General features: G+C 39.1%; 20 protein-coding genes and 1 pseudogene. 16 read left to right on the top strand and 5 right to left on the bottom strand.

Going from position 1 to position 18,178, the window contains the following annotated elements:
- The first annotated feature begins 97 nt into the window (after positions 1-97).
- A complete protein-coding gene (locus tag LS684_RS10915; protein WP_233805957.1) occupies positions 98-361 on the top strand; it encodes a Parvovirus coat protein VP1-like protein in 264 nt (87 codons plus the stop codon).
- A 33-nt stretch (positions 362-394) separates the two neighbouring features.
- On the opposite strand, the gene LS684_RS10910 is transcribed toward LS684_RS10915, so the two are convergent.
- Both LS684_RS10910 and LS684_RS10905 read right to left on the bottom strand, forming a co-directional pair.
- Entirely contained in the window at positions 395-712 is a 318-nt protein-coding gene (locus LS684_RS10910) for a DUF2834 domain-containing protein (RefSeq protein ID WP_233805956.1), read from the bottom strand.
- Between the two features lie 42 nt (positions 713-754).
- Positions 755-922 carry a hypothetical protein gene (locus tag LS684_RS10905; RefSeq protein ID WP_233805954.1) on the bottom strand — a complete coding sequence of 56 codons (168 nt, stop codon included), beginning with the start codon at positions 920-922 and terminating at the stop codon, positions 755-757.
- A gap of 120 nt (positions 923-1,042) precedes the next feature.
- Here LS684_RS10905 and LS684_RS10900 point away from each other — a divergent pair, with 120 nt between their 5' ends.
- Positions 1,043-1,270 carry a hypothetical protein gene (locus tag LS684_RS10900; protein ID WP_233805952.1) on the top strand — a complete coding sequence of 76 codons (228 nt, stop codon included), beginning with the start codon at positions 1,043-1,045 and terminating at the stop codon, positions 1,268-1,270.
- 33 nt (positions 1,271-1,303) lie between these two features.
- Here the strand turns inward: LS684_RS10900 and LS684_RS10895 are convergent, their stop codons facing one another.
- Positions 1,304-2,182 carry a TetR/AcrR family transcriptional regulator gene (locus LS684_RS10895; RefSeq protein ID WP_233805949.1) on the bottom strand — a complete coding sequence of 293 codons (879 nt, stop codon included), beginning with the start codon at positions 2,180-2,182 and terminating at the stop codon, positions 1,304-1,306.
- A 204-nt stretch (positions 2,183-2,386) separates the two neighbouring features.
- Here LS684_RS10895 and LS684_RS10890 point away from each other — a divergent pair, with 204 nt between their 5' ends.
- Positions 2,387-3,919, top strand: coding sequence for a DHA2 family efflux MFS transporter permease subunit (locus tag LS684_RS10890; RefSeq protein WP_233805947.1), 1,533 nt, complete (start codon positions 2,387-2,389; stop codon positions 3,917-3,919).
- A gap of 327 nt (positions 3,920-4,246) precedes the next feature.
- Here LS684_RS10890 and LS684_RS10885 read toward each other — a convergent pair whose 3' ends face one another.
- Positions 4,247-5,473: a sensor histidine kinase gene (locus LS684_RS10885; RefSeq protein ID WP_233805945.1), complete on the bottom strand. Its 1,227-nt coding sequence runs from the start codon at positions 5,471-5,473 to the stop codon at positions 4,247-4,249.
- A 406-nt stretch (positions 5,474-5,879) separates the two neighbouring features.
- Between LS684_RS10885 and LS684_RS10880 the strand changes: the two genes are divergently transcribed.
- From LS684_RS10880 to LS684_RS10855, 6 genes and pseudogenes are all read left to right on the top strand, one after another.
- The gene (locus LS684_RS10880; protein ID WP_233805943.1) at positions 5,880-6,230 is read left to right on the top strand and encodes a MerR family transcriptional regulator; all 351 of its coding nucleotides are present in this window, start codon (positions 5,880-5,882) and stop codon (positions 6,228-6,230) included.
- The gene (locus LS684_RS10875) at positions 6,223-6,702 is read left to right on the top strand and encodes an SRPBCC family protein (protein ID WP_233805941.1); all 480 of its coding nucleotides are present in this window, start codon (positions 6,223-6,225) and stop codon (positions 6,700-6,702) included. The genes LS684_RS10880 and LS684_RS10875 overlap by 8 nt, the downstream gene beginning before the upstream one ends.
- A gap of 114 nt (positions 6,703-6,816) precedes the next feature.
- A complete protein-coding gene (locus LS684_RS10870) occupies positions 6,817-7,140 on the top strand; it encodes a YciI family protein (protein WP_233805939.1) in 324 nt (107 codons plus the stop codon).
- 55 nt (positions 7,141-7,195) lie between these two features.
- Positions 7,196-7,651, top strand: a pseudogene (locus LS684_RS10865) (GrpB family protein); the annotation flags it as partial.
- Between the two features lie 33 nt (positions 7,652-7,684).
- Positions 7,685-8,536 (top strand): alpha/beta fold hydrolase, encoded by an 852-nt coding sequence (locus LS684_RS10860; RefSeq protein WP_233805937.1) that lies wholly within the window; start codon positions 7,685-7,687, stop codon positions 8,534-8,536.
- Positions 8,505-9,047, top strand: a complete 543-nt coding sequence (locus LS684_RS10855) for a GNAT family N-acetyltransferase (RefSeq protein ID WP_233805935.1) — start codon at positions 8,505-8,507, stop codon at positions 9,045-9,047. Before LS684_RS10860 ends, LS684_RS10855 begins: the two co-directional genes overlap by 32 nt.
- A 410-nt stretch (positions 9,048-9,457) precedes the next feature.
- Here LS684_RS10855 and LS684_RS10850 read toward each other — a convergent pair whose 3' ends face one another.
- Positions 9,458-11,155 (bottom strand): sigma-54-dependent Fis family transcriptional regulator, encoded by a 1,698-nt coding sequence (locus LS684_RS10850; protein WP_233805933.1) that lies wholly within the window; start codon positions 11,153-11,155, stop codon positions 9,458-9,460.
- 397 nt (positions 11,156-11,552) lie between these two features.
- On the opposite strand from LS684_RS10850, the gene LS684_RS10845 reads away from it, so the two are divergent.
- The 7 genes from LS684_RS10845 to menE are packed head-to-tail and all read left to right on the top strand — an operon-like array spanning position 11,553 to position 18,169.
- Positions 11,553-12,338, top strand: a complete 786-nt coding sequence (locus LS684_RS10845) for an enoyl-CoA hydratase/isomerase family protein (protein WP_233805932.1) — start codon at positions 11,553-11,555, stop codon at positions 12,336-12,338.
- Positions 12,339-12,346: 8 nt separating this feature from the next.
- Positions 12,347-12,562 (top strand): biotin/lipoyl-binding carrier protein, encoded by a 216-nt coding sequence (locus LS684_RS10840; RefSeq protein WP_233811616.1) that lies wholly within the window; start codon positions 12,347-12,349, stop codon positions 12,560-12,562.
- A gap of 19 nt (positions 12,563-12,581) precedes the next feature.
- The gene (locus LS684_RS10835; protein WP_233805931.1) at positions 12,582-13,970 is read left to right on the top strand and encodes an acyclic terpene utilization AtuA family protein; all 1,389 of its coding nucleotides are present in this window, start codon (positions 12,582-12,584) and stop codon (positions 13,968-13,970) included.
- A complete protein-coding gene (locus LS684_RS10830) occupies positions 13,960-14,295 on the top strand; it encodes an AtuA-related protein (protein WP_233811615.1) in 336 nt (111 codons plus the stop codon). Before LS684_RS10835 ends, LS684_RS10830 begins: the two co-directional genes overlap by 11 nt.
- A 21-nt stretch (positions 14,296-14,316) precedes the next feature.
- Positions 14,317-15,474, top strand: coding sequence for an acyl-CoA dehydrogenase family protein (locus tag LS684_RS10825; protein WP_233805930.1), 1,158 nt, complete (start codon positions 14,317-14,319; stop codon positions 15,472-15,474).
- A gap of 11 nt (positions 15,475-15,485) precedes the next feature.
- Positions 15,486-16,643 (top strand): acyl-CoA dehydrogenase family protein, encoded by a 1,158-nt coding sequence (locus LS684_RS10820; RefSeq protein WP_233805929.1) that lies wholly within the window; start codon positions 15,486-15,488, stop codon positions 16,641-16,643.
- Positions 16,644-16,669: 26 nt separating this feature from the next.
- Complete coding sequence (menE, locus tag LS684_RS10815) at positions 16,670-18,169, top strand: o-succinylbenzoate--CoA ligase (protein WP_233805928.1); 1,500 nt, start codon at positions 16,670-16,672, stop codon at positions 18,167-18,169.
- The last annotated feature ends 9 nt before the right edge of the window (positions 18,170-18,178 follow it).

Raw genomic sequence — 18,178 nt, 5'->3', positions numbered from 1 at the left:
GGATTCCAATTTAAAGGTGATACATGCCCTCGCAAACTCTTGTTCCTTTCATACAATATACTAAGGCATCTGTTGGATAAGAAAGGGTGGTGTAGGGATGAGAGGAAGAGGCATCTGTTTAAGAGGGTATCGCTGGTGTGGGCCAGGCTGTAGCGGTCCTGGTGCTCCAACCAATGGAGTCGATTCATGTTGTAAACTTCATGATGAATGTTATCGGAAATATGGGAGAGCCAATCCTTATTGTGATACGTTATTTATTAATTGTCTCAAACCGAAAATGAATAGACACTCAAAGCAGGGCAGAGATGCTGCTTTATTTGCAAATCTGATTCAACTTCGCAGAAATTTAAGATTATATTAATCGAAATAGCCTCTCAAGAGAAGGAAGAGAGGCTTATTGGTATTTAGTTACGTGTGGATGACGGAAAAACAAGAACAATGGAAGCGCTAAAGACAAACCAACGACACACAGAGATAATAAGCATATCCATTTTTCTTTTATTTGATATTTATTGGATTCAGAAAATAAGAAGAAAATAAATACGATACAAGAAAGTATAAAATCAACAGCAAAAAATGTTGAAATCGAGTTTGTAAAGAGTAGGTCCAGCAACAATGGAACATCAAGCCCATGCTTACTAACAAATGGAATGAAAAAATAATAAGGAAATACAGTACCAATGATACTAAGAAAGACATATACCATTCTCATTGATTAACCCTCCCATGTACATAGTAATCCATCGCATTGCACTTAATCCTTATCTAAGTCATCATCCAAAAATGTTTTTTTCTTATTTTCAGATCGGTACGGTTCCCCTAAAACCGAACTATTAATTCCTCTACGCACAGCCGTTTCAATTACGATGTAAAGCAAAAATAAAAACACTAAAGCAAATAGGATGATCGTAATAGGTTCCAAGCAGGTCTCCTCCTTAATGAATCTTTACTTAAATTTACCACAAACTGAAAAGATAGGTGAAAGAGAATGTTTTTCGGTGGAATGCCTATACTGTGCATATAAAGGCAGGAGGGATTTTAGATGAAGGAAGAGCATGATTTTGACCATGGTGAAGATCAATTGGCGGGAAGTGACCTAAAGGATCATCTTCAGGAAACATTACGCTTGGAAAACCAACTGTTGCAGACATATGCCATTACTGCTCAAAGTGTAGCTGACGAAGAGCTACAAACAAGATTGCATAATATGGCTGAAGGAAATGCTAAGCGTGTTAAACAGCTTGAGTATGAACTTTCAAAACTAAAATAAACGGCTTAGCATTATCTTGCTAAGCCGTTTATTTTAGCTGTGACTTGTAAAAAGCTCACTTAAGTTCATGATTTCCTTTTTCTCATTTACAGTGGAATCTTGCATTAAGCTTTCTAAGGCACTTTTAATCAGAAATTGTCTCGGTTGTTTTGATTGAATCATTTCTTCTTGGATGAAATTCAATAACTCCATGTACTTGTCTCGGTTCGAATGGGAATTGAACAGTTCCTTTACATGTGCAATTTGTTTTTGTAGCTCCTGAATAAACAATCGCTTCTGCTTGTTTCCACAAGGCAAGAGGGCTTCTAGAAGCTCGGGCTCAATTAATTGCTCTCCCGAATTGGATACTTCTTCAATGATGTGAACGATTCGCTCAACACTATAGCGAACGACGCGGTGAGCACTTAAGGTAGGTCCGTAAGCCGTTGTATAGTACTTCATATTATGATGTAAGATTCCTAAAAACATAATGGAGCAGTCTAGTAGATATGGCCTCTTGGACTCCCCAAATATTTCTGTAAATCGCTCGAACACCCAATGTATCATCCGTAGCTGACCTTGCTTTAGAAAATTCTTAAGATCCTCGTCGTTAGAAAAAATGACTTCTTCATATAAATCAATTAGATTATTCTTCTTATTGCTCTCCATTTGTAATTCGATTTGCTTTATAAATAGGGCAATATCTGTGGGATCTTGTCCGATAAGAATTTCATTTCGGGCTTGCTCCATTTGATGATAAAGAGCTTTAAATATCGCAACTAACAATTCATTTTTTGAAGAAAAGTAATTATAAAAAGTCCCTTTTGAAATTCCACTATAATCTAATATGTCTTGAATAGATGTAGCTTGAAAGCCGCGATCAATAAATAGTTGATGGGCTTTCTCAATTACATGCTGTCTTCTATCATTCATCAAATCACCTTTAATTTTATTCGTGTTTATGTGTAATTGTACTAATGGTACAACAATAGTTTACACTAAAAACCTCTATATAACAAACTTGGTTTGATGGGTAGTGAAAAATCATTGCACAAATTGAACTCATGGTATATGATATAGTCTATGTGAAACAAGAGTACAAATTTATATACCAGTGGTATACAGGGGGAACATAGAATGGAACAAACCAACAAACCGGTAGAGGGCCCGAATTATGGGATTTTAGCTGTCTTGATGATCGGTGCGTTTATTGCATTTTTAAATAATACACTGTTGAACATCGCATTGCCTTCCATTATGTTAGATTTAGATATTGAAGCCGCAACTGTCCAATGGCTTACAACAGGTTTTATGCTAGTGAATGGAATTTTGATTCCAACTACCGCTTTTTTAATAGAAAAGTATTCTGTTAGACGACTATTTTTAGTTGCAATGGGGTTATTTACGATTGGAACGTTAATATCAGGAGTCGCTCATGTTTTTCCCGTCTTATTAACGGGCCGTATGTTACAGGCTTCTGGATCAGCGATCATGATGCCTTTATTAATGAATGTTATGTTAATTAGCTTTCCAATTGAAAAAAGAGGAGCAGCGATGGGGATATTTGGGTTAATTTTAATGGCAGCACCCGCCATTGGACCCACTTTATCTGGATGGATTATTGAACATTATGACTGGAGAATGCTCTTCCATTTCGTCACGCCAATAGCTATTCTTGTCCTACTGTTAGGATTTTTCTTACTTAGAGACAAAAAAGAAAAGGTCAACATTCAATTAGATTTCCTGTCTCTCATTCTATCAAGTATTGGATTCGGAGGAATTCTATACGGATTTAGTTCAGCTGGAAATAAAGGGTGGGAGAGCCCACATGTTTATTTAACCATTATCATCGGTGTGGTCTCGTTAATTACGTTCATCATAAGACAAGCAAAGTTAGACCGTCCGATGTTGAATTTTGGTGTCTTCCGGTACCCGATGTTTGCCTTATCCTCTTCGATTTCAATGGTAGTAAATATGGCCATGTTCTCTGGGATGCTTTTACTCCCAATTTATGTTCAAACGATACGGGGAATTTCTCCGTTTGACGCTGGGCTAATGCTCCTTCCAGGTGCCATTGTCATGGCGTTTATGTCACCGATTACTGGAAAGCTTTTTGACCGTTTTGGAGGACGGATTTTAGCCATCATTGGTCTAACGATTATGACGGTTACAACGTATATGTTGAGTACATTAACACTTGAAACTACCTATACGTTTTTGATGGTTCTTCACGCAGTGCGAATGTTTGGGATGTCAATGGTCATGATGCCAGTATCAACGAATGGTTTAAATCAATTGCCGACTAGATACTATCCACATGGAACAGCAATGAATAACACATTAAACCAGGTGTCAGGTGCAATTGGTACAGCGCTTTTAGTGACGGTGATGTCAAACCGTACCGAATCTCAAGCGGTCATTTTAGGTGAAGAAGCTCAGAAGAATTTCACTGGACAACCTACTGAAACAGCATTACTTGAGATGAAGCAACAAGTAATGATGAAAGCGATGCTAGATGGAATTAATTTTTCATTCTTTATTGCTTCCTTAATTGCTATCGTTGCTCTCGTATTAGCATTCTTTATTAAACGTGCAACACAAGCGGAAGATTCATTTGAAGAAAAAAATAGAGATGAAAAAGTAATAGTAAAATTAGCAGAGAACTCATAGAATTAGTTTCCAAGACGCTTTCACTTGAAAGAGGGCGTCTTTTTGCTGTGAGAAAATGTTCAATAAAAGGTTATAGATTTGGTGAATTGTTTGTATGTCAAATGATTGGAGGAAAATAAGAGAAATCGCACTCCAAATGATCACGCCAGCAAACAAAATGCAATGCCGTTCTTACTTTTAATGGAAAGGTCATTTCTCAATGTTCCTAACTCCATATTGAAACCTTCAAAAATTTTTAGAATATAAAAATTAATTTATCATAGTATCCTACTTATGATATAAAAAAAGACAAAAAATCGAAAAATCATTTGTTTGTCATTTAGAAGATTATTTCGGAACAGCAATTGGGAAGGTTATGGAAAATTTGGTTCCTTTACCTAGTTCACTTTCTGTTGAAAAACTTCCTTTCATTCCCTTAACTATGCTTAACACCACCATCATCCCAAGCCCTGTTCCTTTTTCCTTGGTTGAGAAATACGGCTCACCTAGTCGATTCATTTGTTCCTTTGTCATACCAATACCCGTGTCAGAAATTTCGACTAGAACGTGCTTATCGAAAATCGAAGTATAAATAGTAAGGATGCCGCCCCCAGGCATTGCCTCAATACAATTTTTAGTAATGTTTAAAAAACACTGCTGAAATTGTTGTTTATTCCCTTGTATAATACAAGATACAAGCTCCGTTCTTATTTCAACCGAACTCATTTGAGCATAAGAGTAGATAATATCTTCAATCCGGTTTAACTGTTTGCCGATGTCCATCAATTCCCAGTATGCAGGAGCTGGTTTTGCGTAGGTGAGGTAATCATTAATGATGTTTGAAGCGGTGTCAAGCTCTTCAATGGCAAGGCGCATATATTCGTTTCGTTTCTCCACAGGTAATTGTTCACTTTCTAAAACAAGCTGAAGGAAGCCTCTTGTGACAGTAAGAGGGTTTCTAACCTCATGAGAAACACTTGCAGCTAATTGACTGACCACTTCGGATTTTTCCGACTTAATCACTTGTTGTCTCAGTATCGTGATCTCACTAATAGCATCCATAATATAACCGGTAACGAAAGTGGCTAAGGCAGGTGTAAATAGGAGAATGTGGGTATTATTCTTCCCTATTTCATTTTCACACAATAGAAAGAGGAGTACCGTCCAGAAAAAGGAGATCGTCGTCATCATAGATAGTTTTTTTGATTGGTTAGAATTTTGGAATTTAGTTGAAAGAAGTCCGCATATCATTCCAAGGCTTCCATATACTCCGATAAATAAAGGATAAAATTCAGTAATGCCATAAAAAAGTAAATAAAACGCAACCATGACAGAAAATAAAAATAGGGATACCAATATCCCTCCATAAAAGGATCCGATGATGTATGGGACCATCTTTAAATCGCTTAGAAAGGCACCTTCAAAAGAAAAAGGGACGCAAAGAGCTATTGTAGTAGCAAAAACGATACTAATGACCATTTTATTGAAGTATACACCTGTCTTTTCCGACCAAAAATGATGAAAGAAAACGCCTACTAGAATAAACAAGATATTTAATAATATTTCATTAAGCATGTATGTACCTTCCTATAATTTGTTCTTAAGCGACTTACAAATAGAGTATTGAAGTCTCCTAATTGCTTTCCATATCATCGTTATCTTTCCCTTCAAGTTAACAATTTCTTAATATTTTTTACAAAAGAACAAGATACTTGTATGGCGAAGGGGCTTGTTTCAAAAGGATATTTTCTAAAAGGTTGTTGACGATACCAGTTTAGTTTCCCTTCTTCATACAAAGGCTAGCAGTATGGAGCGGAAGGATGATAGAGCAGTGATACAGGCTCACCTTCCACCACGAGTATGCTAGTCCGGAAAACTACCTATAATTCAAACGCAACAATCTATATGGAAAGAGTATTTCAAAAAAAAGATTGACTGTGTTGTGCACCACATTGTTTATGATATGTCTAAGAGGTGAAACATGTATAAGGTAAGTGAGTTTTCTAGAATGACTGGGCTCAGCAAAGAAACACTACGCTACTATGCAGAAGTAAAGCTTCTCGAACCCATTTATATTGATCCGCATAATAAGTATCGCTATTATGATAATGGTTCCTATTTAATCGCTAGGCTGTTAGTATATTTACGGAAGTTTAATTTTACCATCCAAGAGATGCTTGAAGTCGTTCGGGACGAATCATTTGATAATCTAGAATTATTAATTGAAGAAAAAAGGGAAAAATTAGTATTAGAAAAGATGCGTATACAAGCGATTATCGATGAAATGGACGAGTTTTTTGAAATAGAAAGAGGAGATGAGGAAAATGATTAAATGGTACGAGGAACGAATAATACCTGTTCATATCGAAACGATTTGGAAGCTATTTGAAATCGATCAATTACAAAGAATCATGCCTAATGTAATAGAAACGAAGGTTATTGAACAAAAAGAAGGAATCGTCGGGACAAAATATCAGCAAAAATACAAAGAAGGGAAACGGGTCGAAACGTATATCGTTGAAGATCTTGAATATGAAAATACGCCTGAAAAGAAGCATAATACGATTGGGTTTACTTTAGCAAAAGCATTTGAAATTCAAGCTTCGTTTACTTTAATTAAAATAAGTGAAACGGAAACAAACTTCATCTATCAAGGTCAAAATAAAGGATTGAACTTCTTAGGTAAAACGTTACTAAAGCTTGGTGGACAGAAAAACAATCAAAAAGTAGTCACAGACTTTATGGACCGTGTGGAATCCGAGGCATTAACGGAAGCTTCTAATGAAGGTAAGGATCATAAGTAATGGCAAGGAAGAAATTGTACGAAAGGGTCGCATTTTTGCGGTCTTTTTTCATTTTTATGGTAAAATGGTTATCGGAATATTCTGAGTCGTAAGGGAGTTAGGAGTGATCGTTAAATGGAACAGTATCTATATCAATTAAAGCTGAAACCGGAATTAATAGCACCAGAAAATTGGACAGAAAAAGAAAACGGGATTGTCGCCGAGCATTTTCAACGTTTACAGATGTTCACGGAAGAAGGAAAGGTCATCTTAGCAGGTCGAACAACGAATGATGATGAAACACAATTTGGAATTGTTATCTTTGAAGCAGAGACAAAGGAAGATGCCGAGCGCTTTATGCTGGAAGACCCTGCCATTTCAGAAAAAATCATGGAGGGAACTTTGTTTCCATATCGCGTGGCCTTGATTAGGAAGGAGACATTCCTTGAGAAAAACTGATATTCAACCATGGTCAATCGAGTGGCAGTACAAATATTAAACGGAAGAGAAGAAACTAAGACCATTATTCGGGTCAAATTTAGTGGATATGTACCATATCGGTAGTACGTCTGTTCCCTCCGTTGAATTTGCTAAACCAATCATTGATATCCTTGTCGTCGTAAAAGATATCCAATTAGTGGATTCCTATTCTCCTAGAATGGACGAGGTAGGATATGAAGGGAAAGGAGAAAATGGAATATCTGGTAGGCGATATTTTCAAAAGGGTGGAAACACTCGAACACATCATGTTCATGTGTTCGAGACAAGGAGTTCCGAGATACAAGCTCATCTAAATTTTAAAAACTTTTTACTTGCCCATCCGTCAGAGGCTCAAGCCTACGGCCGATTAAAGCAAGCTCTGGCGAATACATATCCACATGAACATGAAAAGTATCAAGAAGGAAAACAACCATTTGTCTGTGAACTAGCAAAAAAGGCAAATGAATGGGCTACACATGAACGAAGATAAGTGGATCCAATAAATAGGAAAAAGGAGTAATGTATGTACTGTGAAGTTCAAAAAGGGAGAATCCATTACGAAATAGAAGGGAGTGGATTTCCTATACTCATTCTTCATGCAATGGGTACTGACTACCGTTCTATGACTGCTTGGATTGAGCCAGTGTTTCAGCAAACAAAAGGCTTTCAAAGAATATACATAGACCTTCCTGCACACGGTGAAAGCGACATAACTACTGATGTGAAATCGTCAGATGATATCCTCTCGAATATTGTTGACTTTATCGAGCAAGTGATTCCAAACCAGTCATTTTCGTTAATTGGGGCTTCTTATGGTGGGTATCTTGCTCAAGGAATACTTTGCAAAAAAAAGAATCTAGTAAAAAGCATCTGTTTACTGGCACCTGCTCTCCATATTAAGAAAAGAACCGTTCCTCCAAAAGTCGTCCTTTATAAGGATGAAGAGGCTCTCAAAGACCTGCCTACTCAGATCCAAGTTGCTATTGACACTTTACTGGTTAATCAAACTCGAGAAAATCTAGAATTGTTCATAAAGGAAGTTCAGCCTGGTCGGTTAGTAGCGAATCAGGAATTTTTAAGTTCTAACTGGCGAGATACAGGGTACTTTTTTACAACAGATCCATTTGAGCAAATAGAGACTCTATCGATTCCTGCCCTTATTCTTGCAGGTCAGCAGGATTCAATTTGCGGCTTTGAAGATCAACAGATATTGCTCAATAAATTGACGAACGTCACGTTTTCAATAATAGATGAAGCTGGTCATTTGCTGGCTATTGAGAAAAGAAGAGTAGTACAAGATCTAATGACCGATTGGATCGAAAGAAAAACCAAGGGAGCACAACATGAACATACAAGCTATTCCAATAGAATATAAAGAGATGCCATACATGATTCGTTCAGCAGAAATTCAGGATGCTCTTGAGTTGTCCCAAGTACGCCTTCTTATCGACGGAGAAACGGAATATCTTGATCGAGAAAGCGGTGAGGCCTATTTGGACGAAGGGGCATTCGTTCGGTTAATACAAGATGACTCCGCAAATCCAACAAACCTATTTTTAGTGGTAGAGGTGAACAAGAGGATTGTTGGATTTTCAAGGTGTGAAGGAAACCGTTTAAAGCGAACATCACACCGTGTTACTTTTGGCGTATGTGTTTTAAAGGAATTCTGGGGATATGGCATGGGGAAAAACTTGTTAAAAGCATCCTTACAATGGGCTGATGATAATCAGATTAGAAAAGTCTCTCTAGAAGTCCTTGAAACAAATACGAAAGCAATCAAACTTTATCAAGATTTTGGATTTGAAATAGAGGGAACATTGAAAAACGACAAGCTCCTCTCAGATGGAAAATTCTATCATACCGTAGTAATGGGTCGCATTCGATAAGATTGAAATCGAAACTTATATCTGATTGTGATGGAAAAATAGAAAGATTCCTATAACTATATGAAGTTATAAGGAGATGCTCTCATTTTGGATTTAAAATCCAATCTTAGGCGAGCGTACCCGCTGATTGGACCTGAGGGTGCTTGACTCCAGGAGGATTCGTGATAGAGAAAAGACATTCCATTCGAAATGCCGTCGCCACTAAAAGTTGGTTTTAGTCTCTTTTCGTATGTAGTTTTAGTAGCACTAGGTTGATTGGAACGGAAGGTGCGTAGACTCCTGCGGGACAGGGAAGATTCCTGAAGCGCTTTAGTCGCTAGGAGGATCACCGCCCGCCCCGCGGAAATCAACCTTTTCCACCAATTACAAAAAAAGTATATAATTGGAATTGGACAGAGAGAAATTTCACATTATCTATAACTATATTCAATCCCATATTTCTTTAACTTTTGATACAGATTGGATCTGCTTATCCCAAGTGACTTCGCTGCCTCAGATTTATTGCCATTCATGGATGACAAGGCATCAATAATCGTATTTCTTTCTACTTGATCTAGCTTATGCTTTTGATCCATACTTGGCGTGTGAATAGGTGCCATCGTTTGATGATCCAATTGAATGTAATAGTCTTCCATCCAATTCTCTTGGCAAAATTGATAGGCACGCTCGAGAACATTCTCTAACTCACGCACATTGCCTGGCCAATGATAAGCTTGTAGCTTTTCCATTGCTCGTTGTGTTAGCCCATTAATTCCCTTGGGGTTATATCGGTGAAACTTTTGGATGAAATGTTTACAAAGAACAGGTATATCTTCCGGTCGATTTTTAAGTGGTGGGATTTCAAGTTGGATGACATTTAATCGATAATATAAATCTTCTCTAAATTTCCCATCTTGTACAAGCCTCATTAAATTCTTATTTGTAGCAGCTAATATACGAGCATTCGTTTGAAATGTTTTGATGCCGCCAACCTTTTCATATTCCTTCTCTTGGAGAACTCGCAATAGCTTAACTTGTAGAGAAAGGGGCATTTCCGCAATTTCATCTAGAAATAGGGTACCGTCTTTTGCAAGCTCAAATTTCCCTGGTTTTCCTCCCCTTTTCGCTCCTGTAAAAGCTCCATCTTCATACCCAAAAAACTCCGATTCCATAAGGGATTCCGGGATTGCTCCACAATTTACTTTAATGAAAGCCCCTTTTCGATTAGAGGCTAAATGAATTCCATTTGCTAAAAGCTCTTTCCCCGTACCACTTTGTCCAGTAATTAGTATAGAAGAAAATCCCTTTGCCGCGATATAGGCATCTTCTTTTAATCGCTGCATCAAAGGGCTAATGGAAGCGATATGTGAAAAGGATTCATTTGTATTATTGATGCGTACAGATTCAATATCCTTCGAAATTTTTTCAACCTTTCCCACATCTTCAAGAACAATCATCGCGCCTATCATTTTCTTCCAATCCTTAATTGGGATAATCGAACATAATATGTTTCGATTGGCCCATTCCAATTTCTTCATTTCCATCACTTCTTGATTGTTAATCGCTTCACGTAGATCATTTTCTAGCTTTGGGAAAATTTTATGAATATCCTCTCTTAGCAATTCGGTCACGTCGTCTTGCCCTAAAAACGAATAGGCAGCCCGGTTGATTCCCGTAATCTTATAATCTAGGTCAACAGAAATGATCCCAGAGCTTAAATGGTTCATTAATAATGTTAGTTTTTTCGTTAAGTGATCTGCTTCAGAGACAAGTCCATTAACAATATCGGCTCTCGATAAAATCCCGATAATTTTCCGTTCATCATTCACTACAACTGAATGGGCAACATGATTTTCGACTAAAATTTCCTTTGCTTTGAATACGTTTTCATTTTCGTGAATACAAATGGAGTTTTCTATGATGGCAGGCTGAATAGGATGGTAGGTGTGTCCTGTTGAGAGGAGAAGGCGATAGATTGAACTTTTCGTGACAATTCCAAGAAATGAGTCATGTTCAAAAACACAAGCAATATCCTGTCTAAAACTTAAGAATTGCTGTAAAGCATATTCGATTGTAATTTCTGGAGTGAGCTTAATAAACTGATGTGACATGATTTGCCGAACGTGCAATTTCATCACCTCTAACAAAATTTACGTTGCGAAAACATAAAGTAGCAGCTACGAATGTTCAGGAATTTCAGTTATGCGAAAAAGTAACAGTAAATTCTAAATATTGTAACATTTATATTGTACACAAAAATACACAAATGTCCAAATTTATTACATGTGTACACATATTGAAGTCGATTTTGTTTGTTACTCCATAAGTGTTTCCAAGTTTAGTCCAGAATTCATTGAAAAATCTACTTTGATTTCTATGAGACCTCAGAGTAAGGGACCATCATTACTGATCGTGATATAAAGCATTTAGCGGACGAGTCTCATTAGGTAGATCTTCCGCCTTCTTCATTCTTTTGGCATGGTTCTTGCATCTAATAAACATGTAGAGCAAAGGGAGGGAATTAATTTGAATTACGAATGTATTCTTTATGAAGAACGGGAATTTGTGGCAACCATTACGTTAAACCTTCCAGAGTTACGAAACCCGTTAACAAAACAACTTTGTGAGGAAATTGTTCATGCGGTCAGATTTGCGGATGAAAGGGAAGAAGTTCGAGCAATTGTCCTCACAGGGAATGGCCCTGCTTTTTCTGCTGGTGGAAACATGAATGAATTTAAACAGAATTTCGAAAAGTCCGTACCAGAACTTTATGATGAAGGCATGGCGAGCAATGATCTCTTTAAGCTTGGTGCAACCGTAAGGACTCCAATCATTGCATCTGTCAACGGACCAGCTCTAGGGGGCGGTACTGGCTTGGTGGCAATGAGTCATATCGCCATTAGTTCTGATCGAGCGAAGCTAGGCTTAACAGAGCTTAGGCTTGGAATGGTCCCATATGTCATTATGCCCCTTGTACGCCGTGCTGTAGGGGATCGGAAATTCCTTGATATGATGCTTACAGCCAAAGTGTATACGGCTGAGGAAGCGAAGGATTTGAATTTAGTTCACTATGTAGTTCCAAATCATCAATTAGAAGAAGAAACATGGAAGCTAGCAAAAACGGTCGCATCCTATAGTCCTTTGGCTGTACGATTAAGCCTTGATTCATTCTACTTAACCGATCGAGTCGATTTGCTGAAGAGCTTTGATTTGTTATCTACGATGCGAATTGTCTCCTTTCGAAGTGAGGATTTAAAAGAAGGAGCTTCCGCGTTTTTAGAAAAGAGAACACCAGCTTGGAGAGGAAAATAAAGGAGGAAATCCGTATGAAAATAGTCGCACCAATGGGTGGAACTGTATGGAAAGTTATAGCTGAGGAAGGTAGCCAAGTAGTTGTAGAGGATGTAATCGTCATCTTAGAATCGATGAAAATGGAGATTCCAGTAGTTGCGGGTGAAAAAGGAACCTTAGCGAGCATCCTTGTGAATGAGGGAGATTTTGTTCAAGAAAATGATGTGATTGCGGAATTAACTTAGAACGAAAGGGGAACTCGAGGTGAAGAAAGTACGAATCGGAGCCGCTCAAGGCTTTTATGGAGATTCTCTAGATGGAGCGATTGCAAATGTGAAATATGGAGATATCCAGTATTTATCTTTTGATTGCTTAGCCGAACTAACCATGGCTATTTTAGCAAAGGATCGTCAAAAGGATTCGGAGCTAGGGTTTACACGTGACCTCGGACCAGCCATGAAGGTTCTATTGCCAATGGTAAAAGAAAAAGGCATTAAAATTATGACAAATGCTGGTGGAATCAATCCTGAAGCTGCTCAGAAAGTCGTTTTAGAGCTAGCTACTAGCTTAGGATTACACGATTTAAAAGTAGCTGTCATTACAGGGGATAACATTCTTCCTAATCTTGATGAATGGCGGGATCTGGGAACAAATCTTGAAGACTTAGAAACTGGCGAAGCATTCACAAAGGAAATTCAAGATAAATTATTATTTGCAAATGCTTATATTGGCTCTCAGCCCCTAGTTGATGCATTAAAGCAAGGAGCAGACATAGTCATTTCAGGGCGAACAACGGATACAGCCCAGTTTCTTGCTCCATTAATCTATGAATTTGGCTGGAATGAAGAACAGCTCGATCAGTTAGCAAGCGGAATTTTTATGGGACATCTATTAGAGTGCTCCGCTCAATCAACAGGCGGGAACTTTAGCGGGGAATGGGATCAAATAATTGGGTTTGAACAAATGGGCTATCCGATTGCTGAAGTGTATGAAAATGGGGAGTTCGTTGTTTCGAAAGCAGAGGAATGTGGTGGATTAGTCACACCAGCTACGATTAAAGAACAAATGCTCTATGAAATTCATGACCCTTCTGCTTATATTACTCCAGATGTAACGGTTGATCTGACGAAAGTTCAGTTAACACAATTGGGGCCGAACGAAGTGAAAGTTACAGGGGTAAAAGGCAAGGAGCGACCAGAAAAGCTAAAGGTTGTCATGGGCTATGAAAATGGCTATCTAGGTCAAGTACTAGTTGGCTATTCATGGCCAGATGCGCTGAAAAAAGCGAGAGCAGCCGATTCGATTATTCGCAAAATCATGGCGAATAAGGGGATTCAATACGAAGAAGTAAGAACTGATTATGTTGGCTATAACTCCCTTCATGGTCCTCTTTCTGAGCTCCCCGAGGAACACATCAATGAAATCTATTTGCGCATGTCAGTCAGGGCTAAAGATAAAAGAGGGGCAGAAGCATTTCGAAGGTTCTTTCCACCACTAGCATTAAACGGACCACCCAGTATGGCATATATAGGAAATATCCCCTCAAGACAACTGCTTGGGATGTGGTCGACACTCATTAACCGAGAATGGGTTGAATCCCAAATTCAAGTTTCAGTAAAGGAGGTCCATTCGCTTGTTAACAGTGATGCTTAAAGATATTGCCCATGCTCGTTCAGGGGATAAAGGAAATTCCGTTAACGTTGGTGTCTTTGCCAATACAGAAGCTATTTACCCTTATTTACTCGAGCAAATGACAGCTGATAAGCTAAAAGCATTTTTTGATGACCTCGTATTAGGGGAAGTGGTTCGTTATGAAATGCCGAATATCCATGCCTTGAACTTTGTTTGCCGTGAAGCGCTAGATGGAGGCGGGTCCTCTTCGATGAGAGTAGATAATCTTGGTAAATGCTACGGCTCCAATATTTTACGGTTTCCTATTGAGATTCCTAAGGAGCTTGTTTCAAATGTTTCGAAATAAGAAGAAGTGTGAGGTGAAATCATGAAGTATGCACCCTATTTTTCAGAAGAACATGAAGTGCTCCGCAAAACAATCCGTAAATTTATTCAAAAAGAAGTAGCCCCATTTATCGGAGAATGGGAAGAGGCAGGGGCCTATCCAGTTGAAATGATGAAGAGACTTGGGGAACTTGGATACTTAGGGTTGCGTTATCCCGAAGAAGTAGGCGGCCAAGGCGGAGACTATTTTACTGGACTAGTATTTGCTGAAGAAATGGCTCGTTGCGGTTGTGGTGGATTTCCAATGGCTGTTGCCGTTCAAACAGATATGGCGACACCCCCAATCCTTGAATTTGGTACCACAGAACAGCATGAACAATTTTTCAAGCCGGCCATTCTAGGTGAGAAGATAGCAGCTATTGGTATTTCTGAACCGAATCATGGCTCTGATGTTGCTTCCATACAGACCCGGGCAAAGTTAGATGGGGATGAGTGGGTAATCAATGGTTCGAAAATGTACATTACAAATGGGGTTTGTGCTGATTTTATTACGTTGGTTGTTAGAACCTCTGATGCACCAAGTCATAAGGGTATCAGTATGATTCTAGTAGAGCTAGACCGTCCGGGTGTAACAATTAGTAGAAAGCTAGATAAAGTGGGAATGAGATCGTCTGACACGGCTGAAATCGTGTTTGAAGATGTACGGGTTCCAGCAAGCAATCTGTTGGGAAAAGAAGGAAGAGGCTTTGCTCAAATTATGTGGGAGCTACAAGGAGAGCGCTTAATCTCAGCTGCTGGATCGATTGGGATTGCCGAGTATGCGTATGAAGAAGCACTAACGTATGCACAAGGACGTCGTCAGTTCGACCAACCAATCGCCAATTTTCAAGTGATTAGCCATCTGCTCGCTGAAATGAAAACGGAAATTGAAATCTGTAAGGAAATGACCTATGCCACTGCCTATCGGTTCGCAAATGGAGAGGTCCCAAGTAAGGAAATTTCGATGACAAAGCTAGCATGCGCACAGATGGCCCATTGGGTTGCAGATCGAGCGCTTCAGATATTTGGTGGAAGCGGTTACATGGCAGAAACCCCTATTCAGCGAATTTGGCGTGACACAAGACTGTATCGTATTGGTGCAGGTACAGATGAAATCATGAAAGAAATTATTGCTAAACAAATTGGGTTAGAAATGGCTTAGGAGGTGGAAGAATGACACATTGGATATTCACAGAAGAGCATGAGCTTTTTCGAAAAACAATCAAGCGTTTTCTCGATAAAGAGGTCATTCCGTTTATTAATGAATGGGAAGAAAATGGTGAAACACCGAGAAGCTTATTTGAAAGATTAGGAGAGTTAGGATATTTAGGGATAAAGTTTCCCGAAAAGTATGGTGGTCAAGCGCTCGACTATATGATGGAAGCCGTCTTTATTGAAGAGCTCTCCAAGGCTGGTTCTGGTGGTGTAGGAGGGGCAATTGGTGCTCATATGGGTATTGCCCTAACACCCATTTGGCGATTTGGGAACGAAATGCAAAAAGAAACCTACTTAACAGCTGGAATTAAAGGGGAAAAGATTGCTGCTTTAGGTATAACGGAGCCGAATACAGGCAGTGATGTATCAGCTATAAAGACGCGTGCAGAAAAGCAGGGGGACCATTATCTTCTGAACGGTGCAAAAACCTTTATTACGAACGGAGTTCATGCTGATTTCATTGTGGTAGCTGCGAAAACAAGCGAAGGTCCTAAGCATGAAAATCTGAGCTTATTGATTGTCGATACCGACGCAGAAGGATTTTCTGTTGGGAAGAAGCTTGATAAATTGGGCTGGCGGGCTTCTGATACGGGGGAAATATACTTTGACAACTTGAAAATACCTGCCGAAAATTTAATCGGTGTTGAAGGGGAAGGGTTCCGCTATATGATGGAAAACTTCCAATGGGAGCGGTTATCGCTCGCTTTAAACAGTATCGCACTTGCGGAGAAAGCCCTCGAGTCCGCTATTCAATATAGCAAAGAACGTACACAATTCGGCCAACCATTACAAGGCTTTCAGGTGCTTCGTCATAAAATGGTCGACATGGCGGTTGATATTGAAAAAGCTAGGAATCTAACCTACCGAGCTGTTTATCAATACAACACTGGTAGTGATATAACGACTGAAGCTACGATGGCAAAAGCCTACGCAGGTGAAATGGTAAGTCGTGTATGTGATCAAGCTGTACAAATTCATGGGGGAAGCGGCTATATGATGGAATTTCCTGTTCAGCGCTATTGGCGAGATGCTCGAATCCAATCCATTGGCGGTGGAACCACACAAATTATGAATGAAATTTTAACAAAACGCTTAGGTATTACGGTGAAAAAATAGTTCGTATACAAGGGAGTTGAAGGATAGTGAATATTGGTACATGGATATCCAAAAACGCACATCGATTTGGGGATAAAACAGCTTTAGTCTATAGAGATGTTCGATTAACTTACAGCCAGCTTAATGACCGGGTCAATCGATTGTCACATGCTTTACTTCACCTAGGGGTGCGTAAAGGGGATCGAGTGAATGGGCTTTTATTAAATACAAATGAATTGCTTGAATCACTGTTTGCTTGTGCAAAAATAGGTGCGTTATTTGTCCCAATGAATACGAGGCTAAGTGCGGAAGAAATTGAATACATCGTAACTGACGCGAGTGCCAGTGTCTTTATTTATGACTATCGCTTAGCCCCTGTTGTCTCCCAATTAAAAGATCGGCTACCAGCTATCAATGCGTGGATTGAAGCGGGGGCAACTAGCTCTGAAAATCTCGTATACGAACAACTTCTTTCGCTGTCATCAATGGAGGAGGCTTCAATTGACGTAAAGGAAGATGATCTTCATATGCTGATGTATACCTCAGGAACTACAGGGAAACCAAAGGGGGCAATGCTTTCGCATGGAAATACCCTATGGAATGCCGTGAATTGTATCAATTTTATCCCTTTTCATGCAGAAGATACAACCCTAACGGTTGCACCCCTTTTTCATATTGGCGGCATGAACGTATTTACAACTCCAACGTTTTATCTTGGAGGTACTGTAGTTGTAGCCGATAAATTTGATCCGAAGGAAGTACTAGAACTGATTGAAAAAGAGAAGATTTCGACATTGTTTTTAGTGCCAGCCATGTGGTTAGCTCTCATGCAATATCCAGATTTTCATCAATACGATTTGACCTCACTAAAAGTATGCATTTCTGGTGGTGCTCCTTGCCCATTAACGGTTATTGAATTTTTCCAGCAGCGAAATGTCCCATTTTTTGAAGGGTTTGGCTTAACAGAAACAGCCCCATTTGTCTGTTTACTAGATAAAGGAGAAACGATTCGCAAAAAAGGATCTGTCGGTAAACCTCCGATTCATACGGAAGTAAAAGTGGTCGCCCCAAATGATCAAGAAGTTCCAACAGGCGAAGTAGGCGAATTGGTTGTGAAAGGTCCAAATATTTTTGCTGGTTATTGGAATAAACCCGTGCAAACGAAAGAGGCAATCAAAGCCGGTTGGTTTTACACAGGGGACCTGGCACGGATGGATGAAGAAGGATTTATTTATATTGTCGACCGGAAGAAGGACATGATTATTTCTGGAGGAGAAAACATTTATCCAATTGAAGTAGAGCAAGTGTTGTTCCGAATGCCAGGGGTTAAGGAGGTTGCCGTTGTCGGCGTACCTGACGAAAAATGGGGCGAAACCGTGAAGGCATACATGGTTATAGAAGAGAACAAAAGATTAACCCTTGAAGAGGTGCAGAAATTCTGTGATGGGAAGCTAGCTCGCTTCAAAATGCCTAGAATCATAGAAACCATTGAGGCACTCCCGCGAAATGCGACAGGAAAAGTATTAAAAACGGCTTTAAGAAATTAATGATGGAAA

Source organism: Cytobacillus spongiae, assembly GCF_021390075.1.
The sequence above is the reverse complement of the archived record's forward strand: the minus strand, read 5'-3'. Positions and strand labels throughout refer to the sequence as shown.